This is a genomic window from Baekduia sp., from assembly GCF_035996765.1.
Lineage (GTDB): Bacteria > Actinomycetota > Thermoleophilia > Solirubrobacterales > Solirubrobacteraceae > Baekduia.
This window is the reverse complement of sequence record NZ_DASYJG010000079.1, coordinates 16,993-34,269: the sequence shown is the minus strand read 5'-3', so window position 1 is coordinate 34,269 and position 17,277 is coordinate 16,993. Positions and strand designations below refer to the sequence as shown.

Below are 17,277 nucleotides of genomic sequence, written 5' to 3'. Positions count from 1 at the left end.
CCTCACGCGCAAGGCGGCCGCGGAGGTCCTCACGAACGAGGCGGCGGAGCGCGTGCACGAGCTGCAGGCGCTCGGCGTCCAGTTCGACGCCGACCGCCATGGCGACCTCGCGCTCGGCCTCGAGGGCGGCCACTCCCGACGCCGCGTCGTGCACGCCGGCGGCAGCGCCACGGGCCGGCGCGTCGTGCGCACGCTCAGCGCCGCCGTGGTCGCCGAGCCGCGCATCGAGGTCCTCGAGCAGGCGCGCGCCGCCGCGCCCTGGACCGTCGATGGCCGCTGCGTCGGCGTCGTGTTAGAGGACGGCCGCGCGATCCGCGCGCGCGCCACCGTGCTGGCCACCGGCGGCGCCGCGGCGCTGTGGTCGCGGACGACCAACCCGCCCGGCTCGCTGGGCATCGGCCTGATGCTCGCTCACGCCGCCGGCGCCGCGCTGGCCGACCTGGAGTTCGTCCAGTTTCACCCCACAGCCGTCACGAGCATCCCCGGTCGCGAGGGCTTCCTGGTCACCGAGGCGATCCGCGGCGAGGGCGCCACGCTGCTGGACGCCAACCACGAGCGGTTTATCGAGGAGCTCAAGCCGCGCGACGAGGTCTCGCTCGCCGTCTATCGCAAGATGATCGAGCAGGACACCAAGAACGTCTGGCTCGACATGCGCCACGTCGACCCCATGTTGTTCCCCAACATCGTCGGTGCGCTGCGCGAGTCGGGGCTGGATCCCGCAACCGGGCTGATCCCGGTGTCTCCCGCTTCGCACTTCTGCATGGGCGGCGTGGTCGCCGATCTGGACGGCGCCTCCAGCGTCCCGGGCCTCTACGTCGTGGGCGAGACCGCGTGCACCGGCCTGCACGGCGCCAACCGCCTCGCGTCCAACTCGCTGACCGAATGCTTCGTGCAGGGCAAGCGCGCGGCGCTGACCGGGCTCGACGAGCCGCGGCTGCACGTCGCGCCCGAGGGCCCGCCACCCACCGGTCTGATCACGCCCCCGACGCAGTCCACGCGCGATGCCCTCTGGCGCCACGCCGGCCTGACTCGCGACTCCGCCGGCCTTGCCGAGCTCGCCAACGACCCGCATCCGCTGGCACAGCTCGTCGCCGCGTGCGCCATCCTGCGTGAGGAGAGCCGCGGCGCCCATTTCCGCAGCGACTTCCCTGAGACGGATCCTGCCCTCAACGGCCACCACGCCGTCGTCCGCAACGGCGGGGCCCCAGCGTTCGAACCCTGGACCTGAGTGAGGGCCCGCCCGGGTGGGTGGGTCCGCTTCTCTCCTGAACGGCGACACCCGCTTAACGCGAACGCAACAAACAGTGCGTTGGTGCTTCATGAGGCAGGGGCACGATGCACTCGGTCGCGAAAGCACACCAAACCTAGGGTCAAGGGGAGGGTCAACATGTACCAGTTCAGCAGGGCCATGTACCGGGAGCTTGCCAAGGACGTCGACACGTCCGTGTGCGCCGAGGCCCACCACCACGTCCTGCTCGCGTGCGAGCAGAACATCGAGCGACTGGTCGGCGACCGCCACTACTTCGCACGCCCTGCGCGAACGCTCTTCCTGGACATCCGCCGCTACTTCCCCATGGCCGCGCAGCCGCGCGTCTGGACCGTGGTGCAGCGCTACGTCGCCTGCACCGAAGAGTGGATGGACAACCTGCCCCAGAACGGGATCGACGTCAACGGCCAGCCGCTGCAGTGTCGCGCCACGACCCGTCGCGGCACCGCCTGCCAGCGGATGCCGTTGCCGCTCAACGGTTACTGCCCGTCGCACCAGCACCTCGCCGAGACCGAGGAAGTTGACGTGCGCGAGGCCATCGCCGCCTGAGGCGGCACCCGAACTTGGAGGCAGCACAGGACGCGGGCCGCTCGCCCATCGGAGCGGCCCGCGTCCGTACGTTTGCGCCTGCACCGATAGCGTGCCGAGCAGATGCTGCTGGGGGTCGACGTCGGAGGGACCTTCACCGACGCCGTGCTGGTCGACGGCGGGCGGCTGATCACGGCCAAGGCGCCGACGACGCCGCAGGATCAGTCGCGCGGTGTGCTCGACGCCGTGCGTGCGGCCTTGGCGGCCGCGGGCGGACGCAGCGCCGCCAACGTGGTGGCCTTCTCCCACGGGATGACCGTCGCGACCAACGCGCTGCTGGAAGGGGTCGGAGCGCGGACGGTGCTGTGTGCGACCGAGGGCTTCGTCGACCTCGTCGAACTGGGCCGCCAGGCGCGGCCCGAGCTGTATCGGTTGTGCGCGGACCGGCCGGCGCCGCTCGTGCCGCCGGGCCGGCGCGTCGCGGTGCCCGAGCGCATGGGTCCGGACGGCGTGCTCACGGCGTTGAGGACCGAGGATGCCGCCGCCGTGGCCGAGCGGGTGGCCGAACTCGAGCCCGAGGCGGTCGCCGTCGTCCTGTTGCACGCCTACCGCCACCCGGCCCATGAGCGGCTGCTCGGCGACGCGCTGCGCGCGCGGCTCGGCGACGACGTCCACGTCTCGCTCTCCCACGAGGTCACCGCGACGTTCCGGGAGTTCGAGCGCGCGGCGACCACCGAAGTCGACGCGGCGCTCTCGCCGCTGCTGGCCTCCTACCTGCGCCGGCTCGTCGCGGGTGCGGCGGGCGAGGGCCTGCCAGAGCCGGCGATCATGCAGTCCAGCGGCGGGCTGACGGAGGTCGCGACCGCCGCCGGCCATGCGGCGCTGACGGTCCTCAGTGGGCCGGCCGGTGGCGCTGCGGCGGCCGCGCTGCTCTCCGCCCGGCTCGGCGAGCCCGACCTCTTGTGCTTCGACATGGGCGGGACGTCGTGCGACGTGTGCGTCGTGGAGGACGGGCGCGTGCGGGCCAGCGCCGGTCGCGAGGTCGGCGGGCGCCCGCTGGCGCTGCCGATGGTCGACATCCACACCGTCGGCGCCGGCGGTGGCTCGATCGCCTGGCGCGACGCCGGCGGCGCGCTGCGCGTCGGGCCGCGCTCGGCAGGCGCCGATCCGGGACCGGCGTGCTACGGGCGCGGCGGGACCGAGCCGACGGTCACCGACGCCAACGTGGTGCTGGGGCATCTTGATGGAGAACGACCGCTGGCCGGCGGCGTGCGGTTGGACACCGAGGCCGCCGAGCGCGCGGTGGCCGCGCTGGCCGACGAGCTGGGGCTGGCGGACGCGCGCGCCTGCGCCGAGGGCATCGTCCGCGTTGCGAATACCGAGATGGTGCGCGCGCTGCGCGTCGTCACCGTCGAGCGCGGGATCGACCCACGCCGCTTCGCGCTGCTGGCCTTCGGCGGTGCCGGCCCGCTGCACGCCGCCGCCATCGCCGACGAGCTGGGGATCTCCCGGATCGTCGTGCCGCGCGCCGCCGGCGTGCTCAGCGCGCTCGGGCTCGCCGCCGCCGAGCGGCGCCGCGACGAGGCCCAGTCGGTCCTGCTGCGTGGCGAGGCACTGACCGATGAGGCGCTGCGCACGCTCGCCGGCGATGCCGACGAGGTCACCTGGGACGCGCGCTACACCGGCCAGTCGCACGAGCTTTCACTGCGCGACGTCGCGCCCAACGCCACCGCCTTGCGCGAGGCCTTCGCCACCGCCCACGAGGAGCGCTACGGCTACCGCGACGACGGCGCCGACGTCGAGTTGGTGACGGTCCGCACCGCGCGGATCGAGCCCGGCCCCGAGGTCGCCTGGGAGACCGAGCAACCCAAAGGCGATGAGGTCGCCGGGCCGGCGGTGGTCGCGCTGCCGGAGGCCACGCTCGTCGTGCCCGCGGGCTGGCGCGGGCGGACCGACGCGACGGGCACGGTCCTCCTAGAGCGCGTGGCCGAGCGGCGCCCCGACCGCGATGCCGCGCCCGCCCGCCCCAGCTCCCGCGCGCCCCTCGACCCCATCGCCCTGCAGGTCGCCACCGGCGCACTGCGCGCTGCGTGCGAGGAGATGGGCGCCGTGCTCGTGCGCAGCGCCCACTCGGCCAACATCAAGGAGCGGCGCGACTGCTCGACCGCGCTCTTCGACGCCCACGGCGAGATGGTCATGCAGGCCGAGCACATCCCCGTCCACCTCGGGGCGATGCCCGCGGCGGTCGAGGCGGTCCTGCACGAAGACCACGCCGACGGCCGCTCATGGATCCTCAACGATCCGTACCGCGGCGGGACACACCTTCCCGACATCACGGTCGTCACGCCGGTGCTAACCGAGGACCGCATGTTGTTGGGGTTCTCGGCGAGCCGCGCACACCACGCCGACGTCGGTGGCCGCGTGCCCGGCTCGATGCCCTTCGACTCGCGCACGCTCGACGAGGAGGGCGTCGTGATCGCGCCGCGCGTCCTGAACGAGAAGGCGATCGACGAGCTGGCCCAGCAGATGCGCCAGCCGGCCGAGCGGCGGGCCGACCTGCGCGCGCAGCTGGCCGCCAACCGCCTCGGCGCGATGCGGATGCGCGAGCTGGCGCAGCGGCTCGGCGCCGACGGCCTGCGCGACGCCTGTGCCGCGGTCCTCGACTACGCCGAGCGCCGCACGCGCGCCTGCCTGCAGGACCTCGAGGACGGCACGCGCCATGCGGTCGACGTCTTGGAAGGCGTCGACGGTGACCTCGAGCTGCGCGTCGCGGCGACCGTCGACGACGACCGGCTGATCCTCGACTTCCGCGGCAGCGCCGCGCAGGACCCGGGCAACCTCAACTGCCCGCTGGCCGTCACGCGCAGCGCCTGCCTCTTCGCGGTGCGCGTCCTCACCGACGCCGACATCCCGCCCAGCGCCGGCGCCCACCGGCCGGTCGAGGTCATCACCGACCACGGAACGCTCCTCGACGCGCAAGCGCCCGCCGCCGTCGCCGCCGGCAACGTCGAGACCTCCTCACGCGTCGCCGACCTCGTCCTGGAGGCCTTCGGCCGCGCCTGCGGCCAGGGCACCATGAACAACCTGACGCTCGGCAACGACGCGTTCTCCTACTACGAGACGCTCGGCGGCGGCCAAGGCGCGTGCCCCGACGCCGATGGTCCGAGCGCCGTCCACGTGGCCATGTCCAACACCTTGAACACGCCGATCGAGGCGCTGGAGCTGGAGTTTCCGCTGCACGTCACCCAGTACGCGATCCGCCGCGGCAGCGGTGGTGCCGGTGCCTTCCACGGCGGCGACGGCGTGATCCGCGAGGTCCAGGCGCTCACCGACATGTCGTTCTCGCTCATCACCGAGCGTCGGCGCCATGCGCCACCCGGCGCCAACGGCGGGCAGGACGGCGCGCGCGGCCGCAACCTGCTCGACGACGAGGAGCTGCCGGCCAAGGCCGGCGGCACGCTGCGCGCCGGCCAGCGCCTCCGCCTGGACACCCCAGGCGGAGGCGGCCACGGGACCGAGGGCCAGCCCGCCGAGTAACCGCGCTCCGTGTCGAGCTATGGGTCATATGGACCCTTTGCTCGACACGAGCCCGTCTCATCGCAGCGCGACGACCACCCCGCGCGCAGCGCTGTCGCGTGCCGCCTCCAGCAGTTCCAGCACGCCCACCGCCTCGGCGGCGGTCACCGGCGGCGGGACCGTGCCGCCGCTGCGGATCGCCCCGACCACGCCCGCATAGAACGCCGCCCACCGGCCTGGCTCCATCGTCAGCCGCTCCCCCGTCGAGCCCGAGCCGTCGTGCAGCGTCGCCTCCAGCCCGGGCTCGCGCAGGCCGAACCCCGGATCGCGCGGCGATGCGCCGCCGCGCAGCGCCGCCTCCTGTGGATCCAGCCCGAACGACACGAACGCCGCCTCGTCGCCGAGCGCCCGCAGTCGCGGTGGAGCGTCGGCCGCATGGACGCCCGCCCACAGATGCGAGCGCGCGCCGCCCTCGTGAGCCAGCGCGACGAACACGTCGTCCTCCACCACCGCGCCCGGCCGCCGCACGTCGAGCTCGGCGTACACGGCGCTCACCGGTCCCAGCAGTTGCACGGCCTGGTCGACGAGATGGCTGCCGAGGTCGAGCAGCAGGCCGCCGCCATCGGCCGGGTCGCCGCCCTCCCGCCACGCGCCCTCTTTAAGCCGCGGGCGCCAGCGATCGAAGCGGGACTCCAGCCGCAGCGGGCGACCCAAAAGTCCCTCGTCCAGAACTCGGCGCAGCGTCAGGAAATCGTCGTCCCAGCGCCGGTTGTGAAAGGCCGTCAGGACCACGCCGGCCGTCTCGGCCTGCGTCGCCAGCGCGCGCGCCTCGGCGCTCGTGACCGCCAACGGCTTGTCGACCACGATGTGCTTGCCCGCCTCCAGCGCCGTCCGCGCGAGCTCGACATGGAAGCGGTTCGGCGAGGCCACGACGACGAGATCGACGTCAGCCACGACATCGGACAGCGCATCGACCGCGATCACGTCAGGAAAGCGCGCGGCCAACTGCACGCGGCGCTCCGGATCGCGCGTGACGACGCCATGCAAGACCAGCCCGTCGGTCGTCGCGATCAGCGGCGCGTGAAAGCTCGCGCCGGCCACGCCGTACCCGACCAGGGCGACGCGCAGGGCTGCGGTGGTGCTCGATTCGGCCATCGCGATCACGCTACCCGCCGAGGTAAGGGGTCACCGCAGCGGAGTAAGGGGTCAACCACCTCAGGTCGCACCGTACGCCCGATGTGGCACCCCCGCCTCAGGCGCAAGATGCTGTCCATGCTCTTCCTCCTCAACCAGCCTCTCGCCGCGGTTCGCGACGAGGACGCCATGCGCGCCGGCCGGCGGGTCCGCCCCCTGCCGCGCACCCCTCAGCGTGCGGCCCTCCTCGGGCGGTTCCGCGGTCGGCGCGACGCGCGTCTCCACGCGGCCCACGCGTAGCGCGTGGACCCGCAGACCATCGACCTCACCTCCCGCGCCCGCGTGCGGGAACATGGCCCGGCCATGCCGGCTCGGGTCACCAGCGACGCGTTCATCGGCCGCCGCGATCAGCTCGCGGCGCTCGAGGGCGCGCTCGCCTCCGCCGGCGCCTCCTGCGCGGCGGCGGGCCTCGTCTTCGTCGCCGGCGAGTCCGGCGTCGGCAAGAGCCGCCTCACCGACCACTTCGCCGACCGCGCTCAGGACGGCGGAGCACGGGTCCTGTGGGGCGACTGCATCGACCTGGGCGACAGCGAGCTCCCCTATGCGCCGATCGTCTCGGCGCTGCGCTCCCTCGTCCGGGAGGGCCACCCAGTGTTCGACGCGCTCGGCCCCGCGCGCGTCGAGCTGGCCCGTCTCCTCCCCGAGCTCGGCACTCCCGGTGACCTGCTGGTCGAGCCCTACGTCGGCAGCGCCCAAGGGCGTCTGTTCGAGCTGTTGTTAGGGCTCTTCGAGCGGCTCGCCGAGGAGTCGCCGGTGCTGCTCGTCATCGAGGACCTCCACTGGGCCGACCGCTCCACGCGCGACTTCCTCTCCTTCTTGTCGCGCAACATCTGCCGCCAGCGGCTGCTGGTCGTCTCGACCTTCCGCGTCGACGAGCTGCACCGCCGCCACCCGCTGCGCCCGTTCCTGGCCGAGATCGAGCGCACCGAGGCGGCCTCGCGGATCGGGATCGAGCGCTTCAGCCGCGACGAGCTGGGCGCGCAGCTGGCCGCCATCCTCGGCGCGACGCCCGACCGCGAGCTGCTCGAGCGCGTCTACGCCCGAAGCGAAGGCAACCCGCTCTTTGCCGAGGAGATCCTCGCCGCCGAGCGCGAAGGCGACGGCACGCTGCCCGAGTCGCTGCGCGACGCGCTGATCCTGCGCGTCGAGGCGCTCGGCGAGACCGCGCAGGAGGCGCTGCGCTGGGTCTCAGCCGCGCAGCGCATCGAGCAGGACGTGCTGCAGGAAGCCGGCGAGCTGGAGCCCCGAGCGCTGCGCGACGCCCTGCGCGACGCGGTCGCCCACCACGTCCTGATCACCCAGCCCGGTGGCCACCTCGCCTTCCGCCACGCGCTGCTGCGCGAGGTCGTCTACGACGACCTGCTGCCCGGTGAGCGCAGCGGCCTGCACCGGCGTCTGGCCACCGTGCTGGAGACGATCGCCGACGCTGAGCCCTGCGTCAGCCTCGAGCACGCCACCGAGATCGCCCATCACTTCGACGCCGCCGGCGACCAGCCCGCGGCGCTGCGCACCGCCGTCCGCGCTGCCCAGACCGCTGAGCGCGCCCATGCTGAGCGCGAGGCCGCCGCGCTGTACGAGCGCGCGTTGGAGCTGTGGGAGCGCGTCGCCGACCCCGCAGCGCTCGCCGGCTGCGACCACGTCACCCTGCTGGCCCGGGCCGCCCACGCCCACCAGCTCGAGCACCACCGCTGCATCGTCCTGCTCAAGCGCGCGTTACACGAGCTCGACCAGGACGCCGAGCCCGGCCGCGCCGCCCTGCTGCTGGAGCGCCTGGGCCGCGCGCGCTGGTCCCAAGGCAAGGGCCAGATCGCCTTCGAGGCCTGGGACGCCGCGCTGGCGCTGCTGCCCGCCCAGCCGCCCAGCGAGGAGCGCGCGCGGCTGCTCGCCGCCAAGGCCGGTGGCCTGATGCTGTGGGGCCGCTATGCCGATGCCCGGACGATGGCCGCCGAGGCGCTGGCGGTCGCCGACGCCGTCGGCTCCCGCACCGTGCGGACCGATGCGCTGAACACCATGGGCGTCTGCGTGCGCGGCGGCGACGACACCGCCGCCGACCTCTCGCTGCTGCGCGAGGCGCTGACGCTGGCGCGCGAGGACGCCGACGTCCATCAGCTGGTGCGCGGCTACGCCAACCTGTCCGACGCGCTGCACCGCACCGGCGACGCCTACGCCGCACGAGCGCTGCTCGTCGAGGGCCGGCGCGAGCTGCGCGACCACGGCAGCCAGGCGACCTGTCTGATCCTGCAGCAGGCCGAGATCGCCGCCGACCTCGGGCTCTGGGACGAGGCCGACGCGCTCGTGCCGCCCGAGCTCGGTCGCGGTCTGCAAGGAACGACGCGCGTCTTCTACGAGCTGACGCGCGCCGGCCTGTCGATGTCCTGCGGGGACCACGCCGACGCGCGCCGCCGTCTGGAGATCGCCGACGAGCTCGTCGCCCGCTCCTACGAGCCGCAGTGGCACGTGCCGCTTACGGCCCTGCTCGCCGGCCTCGAGCGCCGCGAGCGCAACATCGAGGCAGCGCGCGCCGCGATCCGGACCGGCCTGGAGCGCCTCGGTGACAGCGACGCGATGGACGACGGCGCCCGCCTGGCCCGGATCTTCTGCGCAGGTGCCGGCGTGGAGGCCGATGCCGCGCTCCAAGCGCGAGACCTCGGCCGGGCCGACGACGAGGCCGCCGCGATCGCCGCCGCCCGCGATTGGGCAGATCGGACCCGCGAGGCCGCCTCGCGCCCGTTCGCCACCGCCATGCCCGAAGCCGCGGCGCTCGTCCTGGCCGCCGACGCGGAGGCCGCCGCCGCGACCGGCACCCCCGATCCGCAGCTGTGGGCGCTGACCGCCGACGCCTGGGCCGCGATGAGCCGGCCGTTCCGCGTCGCCCGCGCCCGCTGGCGCGAGGCCGAGGCGCGGTTGATGGTCGGCGACCGCATCGGCGCCGAGACGGTGGGCCGCGACGCGCTGGCGCTGGCCCGAAGCCTCGGCGCGCGCTGGGTCGTCGAAGAGCTGCGAGCGCTGGCACGGCGAGGACGTTTGCGGTTGGAGACGGCGCCGCCGGCGGCCGACGCGCTCGCCGAGACGGTCGACGCCATCGAGGATCCGGTCGCCGAACTCGGCCTCACGCCGCGCGAGCGCGACGTGCTCTGCCTCGTCGCCCGCGGTGCCACCAACCGCGAGATCGGCGAGCGCCTGTTCATGGCCGAGAAGACCGCCTCGGTTCACGTCTCGCGGATCCTGGCCAAGCTCGACGTCCGCAGCCGCACCGAGGCCGCCGCGGTCGCCCACCGCCTGGGTCTGGAAGCCGCCACAGCCTGAGCCTTCAGCCGCGGTCGCTAGGGTCGCGGCCATGACGAGCGTCGGCTTCCTGGGACTGGGCATCATGGGCTCGCGGATGGCCGCGAACCTGCAGCGCAAGGGCTTTGCGGTGACGGCATGGACGCGGACCACCGGCAAGGCGCAGGCGTGGGCCGACGAGCACGAGGGCGCCCGCGCGGCCGCCACGCCAGCGCAGGCCGCGGCGGGCGCCGACATCATCATCTCGATGGTCGTCGACGGCGCGCAGGTCGAGACGATCCTGCTCGGGGACGACGGCGCGATCACGGGCGCGCCGGAGGCGACGTTGTTCATCGACATGTCGACGATCGCCCCGGCCGACGCGCGGCGCATCGGCGGCGAGCTGACGCAACGCGGCCACGCCTTCCTCGACGCACCGGTGACCGGCTCGTCACCGAAGGCCGAGAGCGGGACGCTGACGATCATGGCCGGCGGCGACGAGGCGGCGTTCGCCCGCGCGCAGCCGGCGTTCGACGCGATGGGCGAGACGATCGTGCACGTCGGCGAGCTCGGCCACGGCCAGGTCATCAAGCTCATCAACAACGCGGTGTCGGCGGCAAACGCCGCCACCCTCGCCCAGGCGCTCGTCATGGGCGCGGGCACCGGGGTCGATCTCGGCGCGCTGATCGAGATCCTCGGTGCAGGCTCTGCCAGTTCGACGATGGTGACCCTCAAGGCCGAGCCGATGCGGCAACACGCCTACGACACGCTCTTCAAGACCGACCACATGCTCAAGGACGTGCGCCTCTGCTTGGAGGAGGCCCAGGCGGCCGGCGTGCCCTTTCCCGCTGCAAATGCGGCACGTGACGCGCTCGTCGCAGCGGTCGGCCGGGGCTACGGCGAGGCCGACTTCTCGTCGATCGTGGAGGCGTTTGAGGGGCTTGCTGGTCTGCGCATCGGCGACGCTTGACCGCACGCGGACGTTCATTTTGAGCGCCTACGCGCCAAGATAGCGGGGAAAGAAACCTGTATTTAGCAGGGAGATTTTGGAATCTTCACATCGCGTGCCACAATCGATGTCCTTCCCGTCGCGTCTCCGGGGTACCGGTTGATGCGCGGGATTTCTGTCGTCTAATTTCTCTCTGAAACCCCCTCTATGCCTATTGCGATCAAGGAATGGGCGGTCACTGTCCGCGCGCTCGCCGAGGGCGAGCAGCTCGTCACCCTGCGAAAGGGTGGCGTCGGCGAGCCGCGTCGGAACTTCAGCCTCGAGCATGACCGCTTCTTCCTCTACCCGACATTTGACCACCAGCGCTACGACTTGGTGCGCCCGTCGCACCAGCCGGAGCTCCGCCGCGCGCTCGAAGAGGGCGTCTGGCCGGATGGCGAGCCGCCGCTTCACGCGCTGACTCGCGATGGTGGCATCGGCCAGCCCGACCGCGTGCGTATTCGTGCGTGGGCCGAGGTGGCTGCCAGCTGGACGATCACCGACCCCCGAACGGTCGCTGAGCTGTCCCCCTACTACGTATGGACGACCGACTACGCCGAGAAGCGCCTGGCGTGGAAGCGTCGTCATCCGCTGCATGTCGTCCTCCTGCGCGCCTACCGCATTCCGCGGCCGGTCACCGTGCGGGTCAAGGACGAGTTCGCCGGCTGTCGCTCGTGGCTGGAGATCACGCGCGACCTGCCGTTCGAGGGCACCCCGGTGCTGTCGGACGACGAGTTCGACCGCGCCCGCGAGCAGATCGCTGAGATCTGCGATGCGCGCGTGCCGGCGCTGGTCTAGCAGCAGCTTGATGTGACCGCAGAGCGGCGGCGAGCGATGGGTCTGGTCGCCGCCGCTCAGCGGATCTTGGTCGTCGGCATCGGCGGGGGCGGCGATGTCGTGGGCGCGCTCGCGGCGGCCGAAGCGGCCCGCGCGCTCGGGACCGACGCCATCATCGGCGGGATCACCTGGGAGCGACGGCCCGTGGATCCGCTGCCCGGCCCGCGCCGCCTGGAGGAGATCTCCGGCGCCCAACCGCTGCACGAAGCGGTCGCGCTCGCGGGCGCAGACACGGTTGGCCCCGGCGGCTTTCGCTTCTGCGAGGCCGACATGGCCGCCTTCCTCGGCGAGCCGGTCGTGCTGGTCGACCCCAACCCCGGTCCGGCGGTGGTCGCGGCCGGCCTCGACGCCGCTGCCGCGCACCTCGCATGCGACATGGTGGTCTTGCTCGACGTGGGCGGCGACGTCCTGGCCCACGGCCACGAGCCCGGCCTCGCCAGCCCGCTGGCCGACGCGACCGTCCTGGCCGCGGCGCCCCGCATGGCGACGCCGACGCTCGGGATCGTCTTCGGCATCGGCTGCGACGGCGAGCTCACGCCGGCCGAGGTGCTCGAGCGCCTCGACGAGGTCCGCGCCGCCGGCGGCGACCTCGGCGACCTGCCGCTCCCTGCCGCTGCGCTGGACCGCGTCGAGGGCGCGCTGGCGCACGTCACCACCGAGGCCAGCGCGATGGCCGTCCGCTGCGCCCGTGGCGAGACCGGCGTGGTCCCGATCCGCGGCGGCCGACGCTCCGTGCCGCTGACCGCCGACGGCGGCCGCCTCGTCTGCTTCGATCCGCTGATCGCCATCGGCAGCGCCGCGCGGCTGGCCGCCGCGGTCGCCGACGCACCGTCGCTCGACGCCGCACAGGCGGTCCTCACCGCCCTCGGCGTCCGCACCGAGCTCGACTACGAGCGGGACGCGGCGATCAGGCCTTGAGGGGTGCCCAGGCGTCTGGGTTGGCGGCCAGCCAGGCCGGCAGCTCCTGGGCGGGATGGCCGGCCATGCGCGGCACCGCGTCGGAGACGACGTCCAGCTCCCCCGTCCCGATGGCGACGTAGGAGGTCACCCAGCCGTCGACCTCGAAGTCGGGCGCGTCGAGATGCGCGCGCGACTCGTAGGCCGCCTGCACGCCCTCGTTGGAGAAGCGGATCTCGCGGCCGGTGGCGGCGCTCAGCTGCTCGGCCGCCCAGGCGACCGTGTGCGCTTCGGGGCCGGTCAAGTCATAGGTCTTGCCGTCGTGCTGCTCGCCGCCCTCAGCGAGCACCGCAGCCGCAACATCGGCGACGTCGTCGCGCGACACCCACGCGATCTTGCCCTCGCCCGCGGGCCCACGGATCACGCCGTCGTCGCCGACCAGCAGCGGGACGAAGTCCAAGTACTGGCTGTTGCGCAGGAAGGTATAGGCCAAGCCGCTTTCGCGGACTAGCTGCTCGGTGGCGTAGTGGTCCTGGGCGAAGGTGAAGGTCGCATCGGGGCCGGCGCCCAGAAACGATGTGTAGACGATCCGCGCGATGCCGGCATCGACCGCCGCCCGCACCGCGTGCGCGTGCTCGACGACGCGCTCGGCGGCCTCGCGGCCCGACACGAGAAAGAGCGTCTCGCAGCCGCCCAGCGCCTCGGTGAACGCCGTCTGGTCCCGATAGCCACGCGGGCCCATCTCCACCGCCTCGACGCCGGCGATCGCCGGCACGCGCGCGAGGTCGCGGACGACCAGCAACTGCTTAACCTTGCGGGCCGCCAGCCGCGCGGCCACGCGCGAGCCCAGGGCGCCCGTGGCGCCGGTCACCGCGATCGTCACAGCAGCAGCTCCGTTCCGAGCCAGGCGATCAACGCCACCAACACGAAGGCGCTCAGCACGCCCAACAGGATCCGCGAGGGCGAGTCCACGCCAGAGGAATTCGGCCCACCCACCCCCAACATCTCGGCCTGCATCAGCACCTCACGCGCGACCTCGGCGCCAGAGCGTGGCACCAGCACGTCCCGCGGCCCCGCCGCCAGCATGTCCGGGACGTCGAAGCCCGCCGAGCGCTTGAGCATCGACGGCACGCCCTCCTCCAGCAGCAGGCCCTGGATCAGCTCCGCCTCGGCCTGGTGGCGCCCGGAGGCGACCTTCACCAGCTCCCCCTCGGCGAGCTGCGGCTTGATCTTGCGCGCCCACTCCTGGCGGTCGGTGACCGGCGCGTCGACGCCGAGCGAGCCGGCGTAGACGAGCGGCATGCCGCAGTCACGGCAGAAGCGATCCTCCAGCGGGTGCGGTGTGGCACAGGACGGGCAGACGAGGGGCTCAGACCCCGGCATCCACCAGAACCTCGACCTCGGTGACCGTGCCATCGGGGTCGATGCGCCAGTTGCGCACCTCCGGCTCGGCGCCGGCCGTCCCCACGATCAACCACTCGACGCCGGGCCAGTTGGCCGCGAAGTTCACGTCGGTCTGCGACGGCCGCGGGGCCGAGCGCGTGTGCGAGTGGTAGATGATGGCGTCGAGGCCGTCATCGCCAGCGTCGGCGAGCGCGAGCAGGTCGCTCGGCCCAACTTCGAACCGAAAGGGGCTGTGCGCGGTGTTCTCCACGCGCACCACCTCGGTGGCCACGCCATCGCGCAGCCAGACAAAGCCGCAGCACTCGTCCGGCGCGTCTTGGAGCGCGTGGTCGACGATCTGCTGCAGGAGGTCCGGGGCGATCTGCATCACCCGGCACGATATCGCTGCGAGTTTCGCCCCCCCTGGGCGAACACTCGCGACGGGACCTCGCCCCCTGGGCGAGCGTTCCGCCTATTCAGACTTGATCGCGGGCTTCTCGTCGTCGTCGGCGACGCCGTTGAGCGAGTCCTTGAACTCACGCATCCCCTTGCCCATGGCGCGGCCCGCTTCGGGCAGCTTCTTGGGACCGAGGACGATCAGGGCAATCACCAGGATGACGAGCAGTTCAGGAAATCCGACGCCGGGCATACGACAAGGGTATCGGCAGGGCGGGGGCGTTTTCTTAAGTTCTTGCTACCACCACACCGTCGACTCGAGGTTGGCGACCTCGTCGACCGGCAGCGTGTAAATGCCGGAGGAGAGGTACTTCCAGCCGTCGTCGCAGACGATGAAGACGACGTTGCCCTCGTCCATCTCGTTGGCGATGCGGACCGCGATCGAGGCGATTGCGCCCGAGGAGACGCCCGCGAAGATGCCCTCCTCGTCGAGCAGCTTGCGCGTCCAGATGATCGCGTCGCGGTTGGTCACGAAGATCTTGCGATCGAGGACCGAGAGATCGATGATCGGCGGGATGAAGCCGTCGTCCAGGGAGCGCAGGCCCTGGACCGGCTCGCCCTGCATGGGCTCTGCGGCGACGATCTTGACCGCGTCGCCGAGCTCCTCCTTGAAGCGCCGGCCGTTGCCCATCAGCGTGCCGCCGGTCCCCAAACCGGCGACGAACGCCGAGATGTTGCCGTCGAGCTCCTGCAGGATCTCCGGTGCGGTGCCCTCGTAGTGGGCCCGCGGGTTCGCCGGGTTCCCGTACTGGTAGGGCATGTAGTACGAGGCGTCGCCCTCGGCCATCTTCAAGGCCATGGCGACCGCGCCGTTGGAGCCCTGGTCCCCGGGCGAGTACACGATCTCGGCGCCGTACATCGTCAGCAGCTGCGTACGCTCGGGCGTCACGTTGTCGGGCATGACGACCTTCAGCTTGTAGCCCTTGCGCCGGCAGATCATCGCCAGCGCGATGCCCGTGTTGCCCGACGTCGGCTCCAGGATCGTCGTGCCGGGCTTGATCGCGCCCTTCTCCTCGGCGTCCTCGATCAGCGCCCGCGCGACGCGGTCCTTGACCGAGCCCGTCGGGTTGTGGGACTCCATCTTGGCCCAGATGCGCACACCCGGCTTGGGCGACAACCGGCGCAACTCGACCAGCGGGGTGTTGCCGATCGCCTGCACGATGTCGCCGTAGCGACCGCCGCAGGGCCGGTTCTGAAGGGGCGGGACAGCCATGACTTCAGGAAATATAGCGCCGCTCTGACCCCTGGACAGAGCGACGCTGCCGGTGCGGCAGGAGCGCTACGAACCGCCGGCCATGGCGGGCAGGATCACGAGGCTGTCGCCCGCGCCGACCGGCGTCGTCAGGCCGTCCAGCACGCGGACGTCCTCGTCGTTGAGGTAGACGTTGACGTAGCGGTTGAGCGCGCCGTCGTCGCCGAAGAGCTGGCCGCGTGTGTCGGGGTGCGCGGTGGCCAGGCCCTCGAGCACCTCGCCGACCGTCGCGCCGTCGGCGTCGACCTCACGCTCGCCGCCCACGGAGGGGCGCAGCACGGGGGGAATGCGGATCTTTGCCATAGCTGGTGAGGACCCTAGTGGGTGTCGTCGGGGGTCGGGTGCGTGCATCGTGCGCGATCCACGACGGCGCCCACTAACCCGCCGCGGCGCAGAACGCCTCGTAGTCGGGGAAGACCCCGAGCTCCTCGTCGGTGATCTCCGATGGCTCGCGCGAGCAGATCGGGCACTCCGGGTCGCGGCGCACTTTCAGCTCGGTCGTCGTCGCGCCGAGCGCGTCGTAGATCAGCAGGCGGCCGATCAGCGGGTCGCCCTCGCCAATGATCAGCTTGACGACCTCGGTGGCCTGCAGCAGGCCCATCGTCCCGGGCAGCACGCCGAGGACGCCGTTGGCGCCGCAGGATGGCGCGAGCTCGGCCGGCGGCGGCTGACGGAAGAGACAGCGGTAGCACGGGCCCTGGTAGGGCGCGAAGACGCTGAGCTGGCCCTCGAAGCCGAGGATGGCCGCGCTGACCACCGGGATCTTCAGACGCACCGACGCGTCGTTGAGCAGGTAGCGGGTCGGGAAGTTGTCGACGCCGTCGACCACGATGTCGTAGTCCTTGATGATGTCGACGATGTTGGAGGCGTCCAGGCGCGTCTCGTACTTGCGCACGACCACGTCGGGGTTGAGGTCGTTGATCGCCTTCTCGGCGCTGTCGACCTTCGGCGTGCCGACGCCCGCGGTCGTGTGGATGACCTGGCGCTGGAGGTTGGAGACGTCCACCGTGTCGTCGTCGACGATGCCGAGCGTTCCGACACCCGCCGCAGCGAGGTAAAGCGCGGTCGGCGAGCCGAGGCCGCCGGCGCCGAGCAGCAGCACCTTGGCGTCGAGCAGCTTCTGCTGACCCTCGACCCCGACCTCGGGAAGCAGGAAGTGGCGCGAGTAGCGCTGGCGCTGCTCGGGCGTGAACGTGCGCGGGACTTCGACGGCGTAGCCGCGGTCCTTCCACAGCGTGTAGCCGCCGGTCATCGACTCGACGTGCTCGTAGCCGAGCTGCTCCCTGAGCGTCTTGGCGGCGAGCGCTGAGCGGTTGCCCGAGGCGCAGTAGAGGATCACGCGCTCAGAGCGATCCGGGGCGGCGCCCTCGATGCGGGACTCCAGGTGGCCGCGGGTGACGAACTTCGCGCCGGGGATGTGCCCGGCGTCCCACTCGTCGCTCTCGCGCACGTCGATGATCACCACGCCGTCAGCGCCGAGGATCTCGCTCACCGCGGAGGGGTCGATCTCGTCGATCTGGGCCTTGACCTGCTTGATGTACTCGGCGCCGGAGGGGCTCATCGGGCTGTATTCACCTGAACGTCGGTCGGGATTCGCGCTTCAGAAAGTGTAGCGCGGCCGAACGCCGATGAGAACGTGGAGGTGACCGTCTACCTGGAGCGCCCCCCGGCGCCAGATAGACGGTCCCTCGCCAC

General features: G+C 72.3%; 15 protein-coding genes. 7 read left to right on the top strand and 8 right to left on the bottom strand.

Features of this window, described 5'->3' with window-relative positions:
• The 3 genes from VGO10_RS17685 to VGO10_RS17675 all read left to right on the top strand — a co-directional run.
• Positions 1-1,228: L-aspartate oxidase (locus VGO10_RS17685; RefSeq protein WP_327470810.1), on the top strand; the 1,228-nt coding region annotated here is incomplete at its 5' end.
• Between the two features lie 180 nt (positions 1,229-1,408).
• Complete coding sequence (locus tag VGO10_RS17680; RefSeq protein WP_327470808.1) at positions 1,409-1,816, top strand: hypothetical protein; 408 nt, start codon at positions 1,409-1,411, stop codon at positions 1,814-1,816.
• A gap of 102 nt (positions 1,817-1,918) precedes the next feature.
• Complete coding sequence (locus VGO10_RS17675; protein WP_327470806.1) at positions 1,919-5,332, top strand: hydantoinase B/oxoprolinase family protein; 3,414 nt, start codon at positions 1,919-1,921, stop codon at positions 5,330-5,332.
• 57 nt (positions 5,333-5,389) lie between these two features.
• Here the strand turns inward: VGO10_RS17675 and VGO10_RS17670 are convergent, their stop codons facing one another.
• Positions 5,390-6,466: a Gfo/Idh/MocA family protein gene (locus tag VGO10_RS17670; RefSeq protein WP_327470804.1), complete on the bottom strand. Its 1,077-nt coding sequence runs from the start codon at positions 6,464-6,466 to the stop codon at positions 5,390-5,392.
• Between the two features lie 342 nt (positions 6,467-6,808).
• Between VGO10_RS17670 and VGO10_RS17665 the strand changes: the two genes are divergently transcribed.
• From VGO10_RS17665 to VGO10_RS17650, 4 genes are all read left to right on the top strand, one after another.
• On the top strand, positions 6,809-9,811 hold the full coding sequence (locus VGO10_RS17665) for a helix-turn-helix transcriptional regulator (protein ID WP_327470802.1): 3,003 nt from the start codon (positions 6,809-6,811) through the stop codon (positions 9,809-9,811).
• 31 nt (positions 9,812-9,842) lie between these two features.
• Complete coding sequence (locus tag VGO10_RS17660; protein WP_327470800.1) at positions 9,843-10,739, top strand: NAD(P)-dependent oxidoreductase; 897 nt, start codon at positions 9,843-9,845, stop codon at positions 10,737-10,739.
• 186 nt (positions 10,740-10,925) lie between these two features.
• Positions 10,926-11,555: a DUF1802 family protein gene (locus VGO10_RS17655; RefSeq protein ID WP_327470798.1), complete on the top strand. Its 630-nt coding sequence runs from the start codon at positions 10,926-10,928 to the stop codon at positions 11,553-11,555.
• 12 nt (positions 11,556-11,567) lie between these two features.
• Positions 11,568-12,512, top strand: coding sequence for a DUF1152 domain-containing protein (locus VGO10_RS17650; RefSeq protein ID WP_327470796.1), 945 nt, complete (start codon positions 11,568-11,570; stop codon positions 12,510-12,512).
• Here the strand turns inward: VGO10_RS17650 and VGO10_RS17645 are convergent.
• The 7 genes from VGO10_RS17645 to moeB form a co-directional block, all read right to left on the bottom strand.
• Positions 12,502-13,374 carry an NAD(P)H-binding protein gene (locus VGO10_RS17645; protein ID WP_327470794.1) on the bottom strand — a complete coding sequence of 291 codons (873 nt, stop codon included), beginning with the start codon at positions 13,372-13,374 and terminating at the stop codon, positions 12,502-12,504. The two genes, VGO10_RS17650 and VGO10_RS17645, sit on opposite strands and share 11 nt — an antisense overlap.
• Entirely contained in the window at positions 13,371-13,874 is a 504-nt protein-coding gene (locus tag VGO10_RS17640; protein ID WP_327470792.1) for a hypothetical protein, read from the bottom strand. The genes VGO10_RS17645 and VGO10_RS17640 overlap by 4 nt, the downstream gene beginning before the upstream one ends.
• Complete coding sequence (locus VGO10_RS17635; RefSeq protein WP_327470790.1) at positions 13,861-14,262, bottom strand: M67 family metallopeptidase; 402 nt, start codon at positions 14,260-14,262, stop codon at positions 13,861-13,863. The genes VGO10_RS17640 and VGO10_RS17635 overlap by 14 nt, the downstream gene beginning before the upstream one ends.
• 84 nt (positions 14,263-14,346) lie before the next feature.
• Positions 14,347-14,523 (bottom strand): twin-arginine translocase TatA/TatE family subunit, encoded by a 177-nt coding sequence (locus tag VGO10_RS17630; RefSeq protein ID WP_327470787.1) that lies wholly within the window; start codon positions 14,521-14,523, stop codon positions 14,347-14,349.
• 45 nt (positions 14,524-14,568) lie between these two features.
• Positions 14,569-15,543 carry a cysteine synthase family protein gene (locus VGO10_RS17625; protein ID WP_327470785.1) on the bottom strand — a complete coding sequence of 325 codons (975 nt, stop codon included), beginning with the start codon at positions 15,541-15,543 and terminating at the stop codon, positions 14,569-14,571.
• A 66-nt stretch (positions 15,544-15,609) separates the two neighbouring features.
• Complete coding sequence (locus VGO10_RS17620) at positions 15,610-15,885, bottom strand: ubiquitin-like small modifier protein 1 (RefSeq protein ID WP_327470783.1); 276 nt, start codon at positions 15,883-15,885, stop codon at positions 15,610-15,612.
• A 73-nt stretch (positions 15,886-15,958) separates the two neighbouring features.
• Positions 15,959-17,143, bottom strand: coding sequence for a molybdopterin-synthase adenylyltransferase MoeB (gene moeB / locus VGO10_RS17615; RefSeq protein ID WP_327470781.1), 1,185 nt, complete (start codon positions 17,141-17,143; stop codon positions 15,959-15,961).
• Positions 17,144-17,277: the final 134 nt, after the last annotated feature.

Coding starts and splice junctions, on each gene's coding strand:
- VGO10_RS17680 (WP_327470808.1), top strand. CDS start 1,409: ATGTACCGGGAGCTTGCCAAGGACGTCGACACGTCCGTGTGCGCCGAG.
- VGO10_RS17675 (WP_327470806.1), top strand. CDS start 1,919: ATGCTGCTGGGGGTCGACGTCGGAGGGACCTTCACCGACGCCGTGCTG.
- VGO10_RS17670 (WP_327470804.1), bottom strand. CDS start 6,466: ATGGCCGAATCGAGCACCACCGCAGCCCTGCGCGTCGCCCTGGTCGGG.
- VGO10_RS17665 (WP_327470802.1), top strand. CDS start 6,809: ATGCCGGCTCGGGTCACCAGCGACGCGTTCATCGGCCGCCGCGATCAG.
- VGO10_RS17660 (WP_327470800.1), top strand. CDS start 9,843: ATGACGAGCGTCGGCTTCCTGGGACTGGGCATCATGGGCTCGCGGATG.
- VGO10_RS17655 (WP_327470798.1), top strand. CDS start 10,926: ATGCCTATTGCGATCAAGGAATGGGCGGTCACTGTCCGCGCGCTCGCC.
- VGO10_RS17640 (WP_327470792.1), bottom strand. CDS start 13,874: ATGCCGGGGTCTGAGCCCCTCGTCTGCCCGTCCTGTGCCACACCGCAC.
- VGO10_RS17635 (WP_327470790.1), bottom strand. CDS start 14,262: ATGCAGATCGCCCCGGACCTCCTGCAGCAGATCGTCGACCACGCGCTC.
- VGO10_RS17630 (WP_327470787.1), bottom strand. CDS start 14,523: ATGCCCGGCGTCGGATTTCCTGAACTGCTCGTCATCCTGGTGATTGCC.
- VGO10_RS17625 (WP_327470785.1), bottom strand. CDS start 15,543: ATGGCTGTCCCGCCCCTTCAGAACCGGCCCTGCGGCGGTCGCTACGGC.
- VGO10_RS17620 (WP_327470783.1), bottom strand. CDS start 15,885: ATGGCAAAGATCCGCATTCCCCCCGTGCTGCGCCCCTCCGTGGGCGGC.
- moeB (WP_327470781.1), bottom strand. CDS start 17,143: ATGAGCCCCTCCGGCGCCGAGTACATCAAGCAGGTCAAGGCCCAGATC.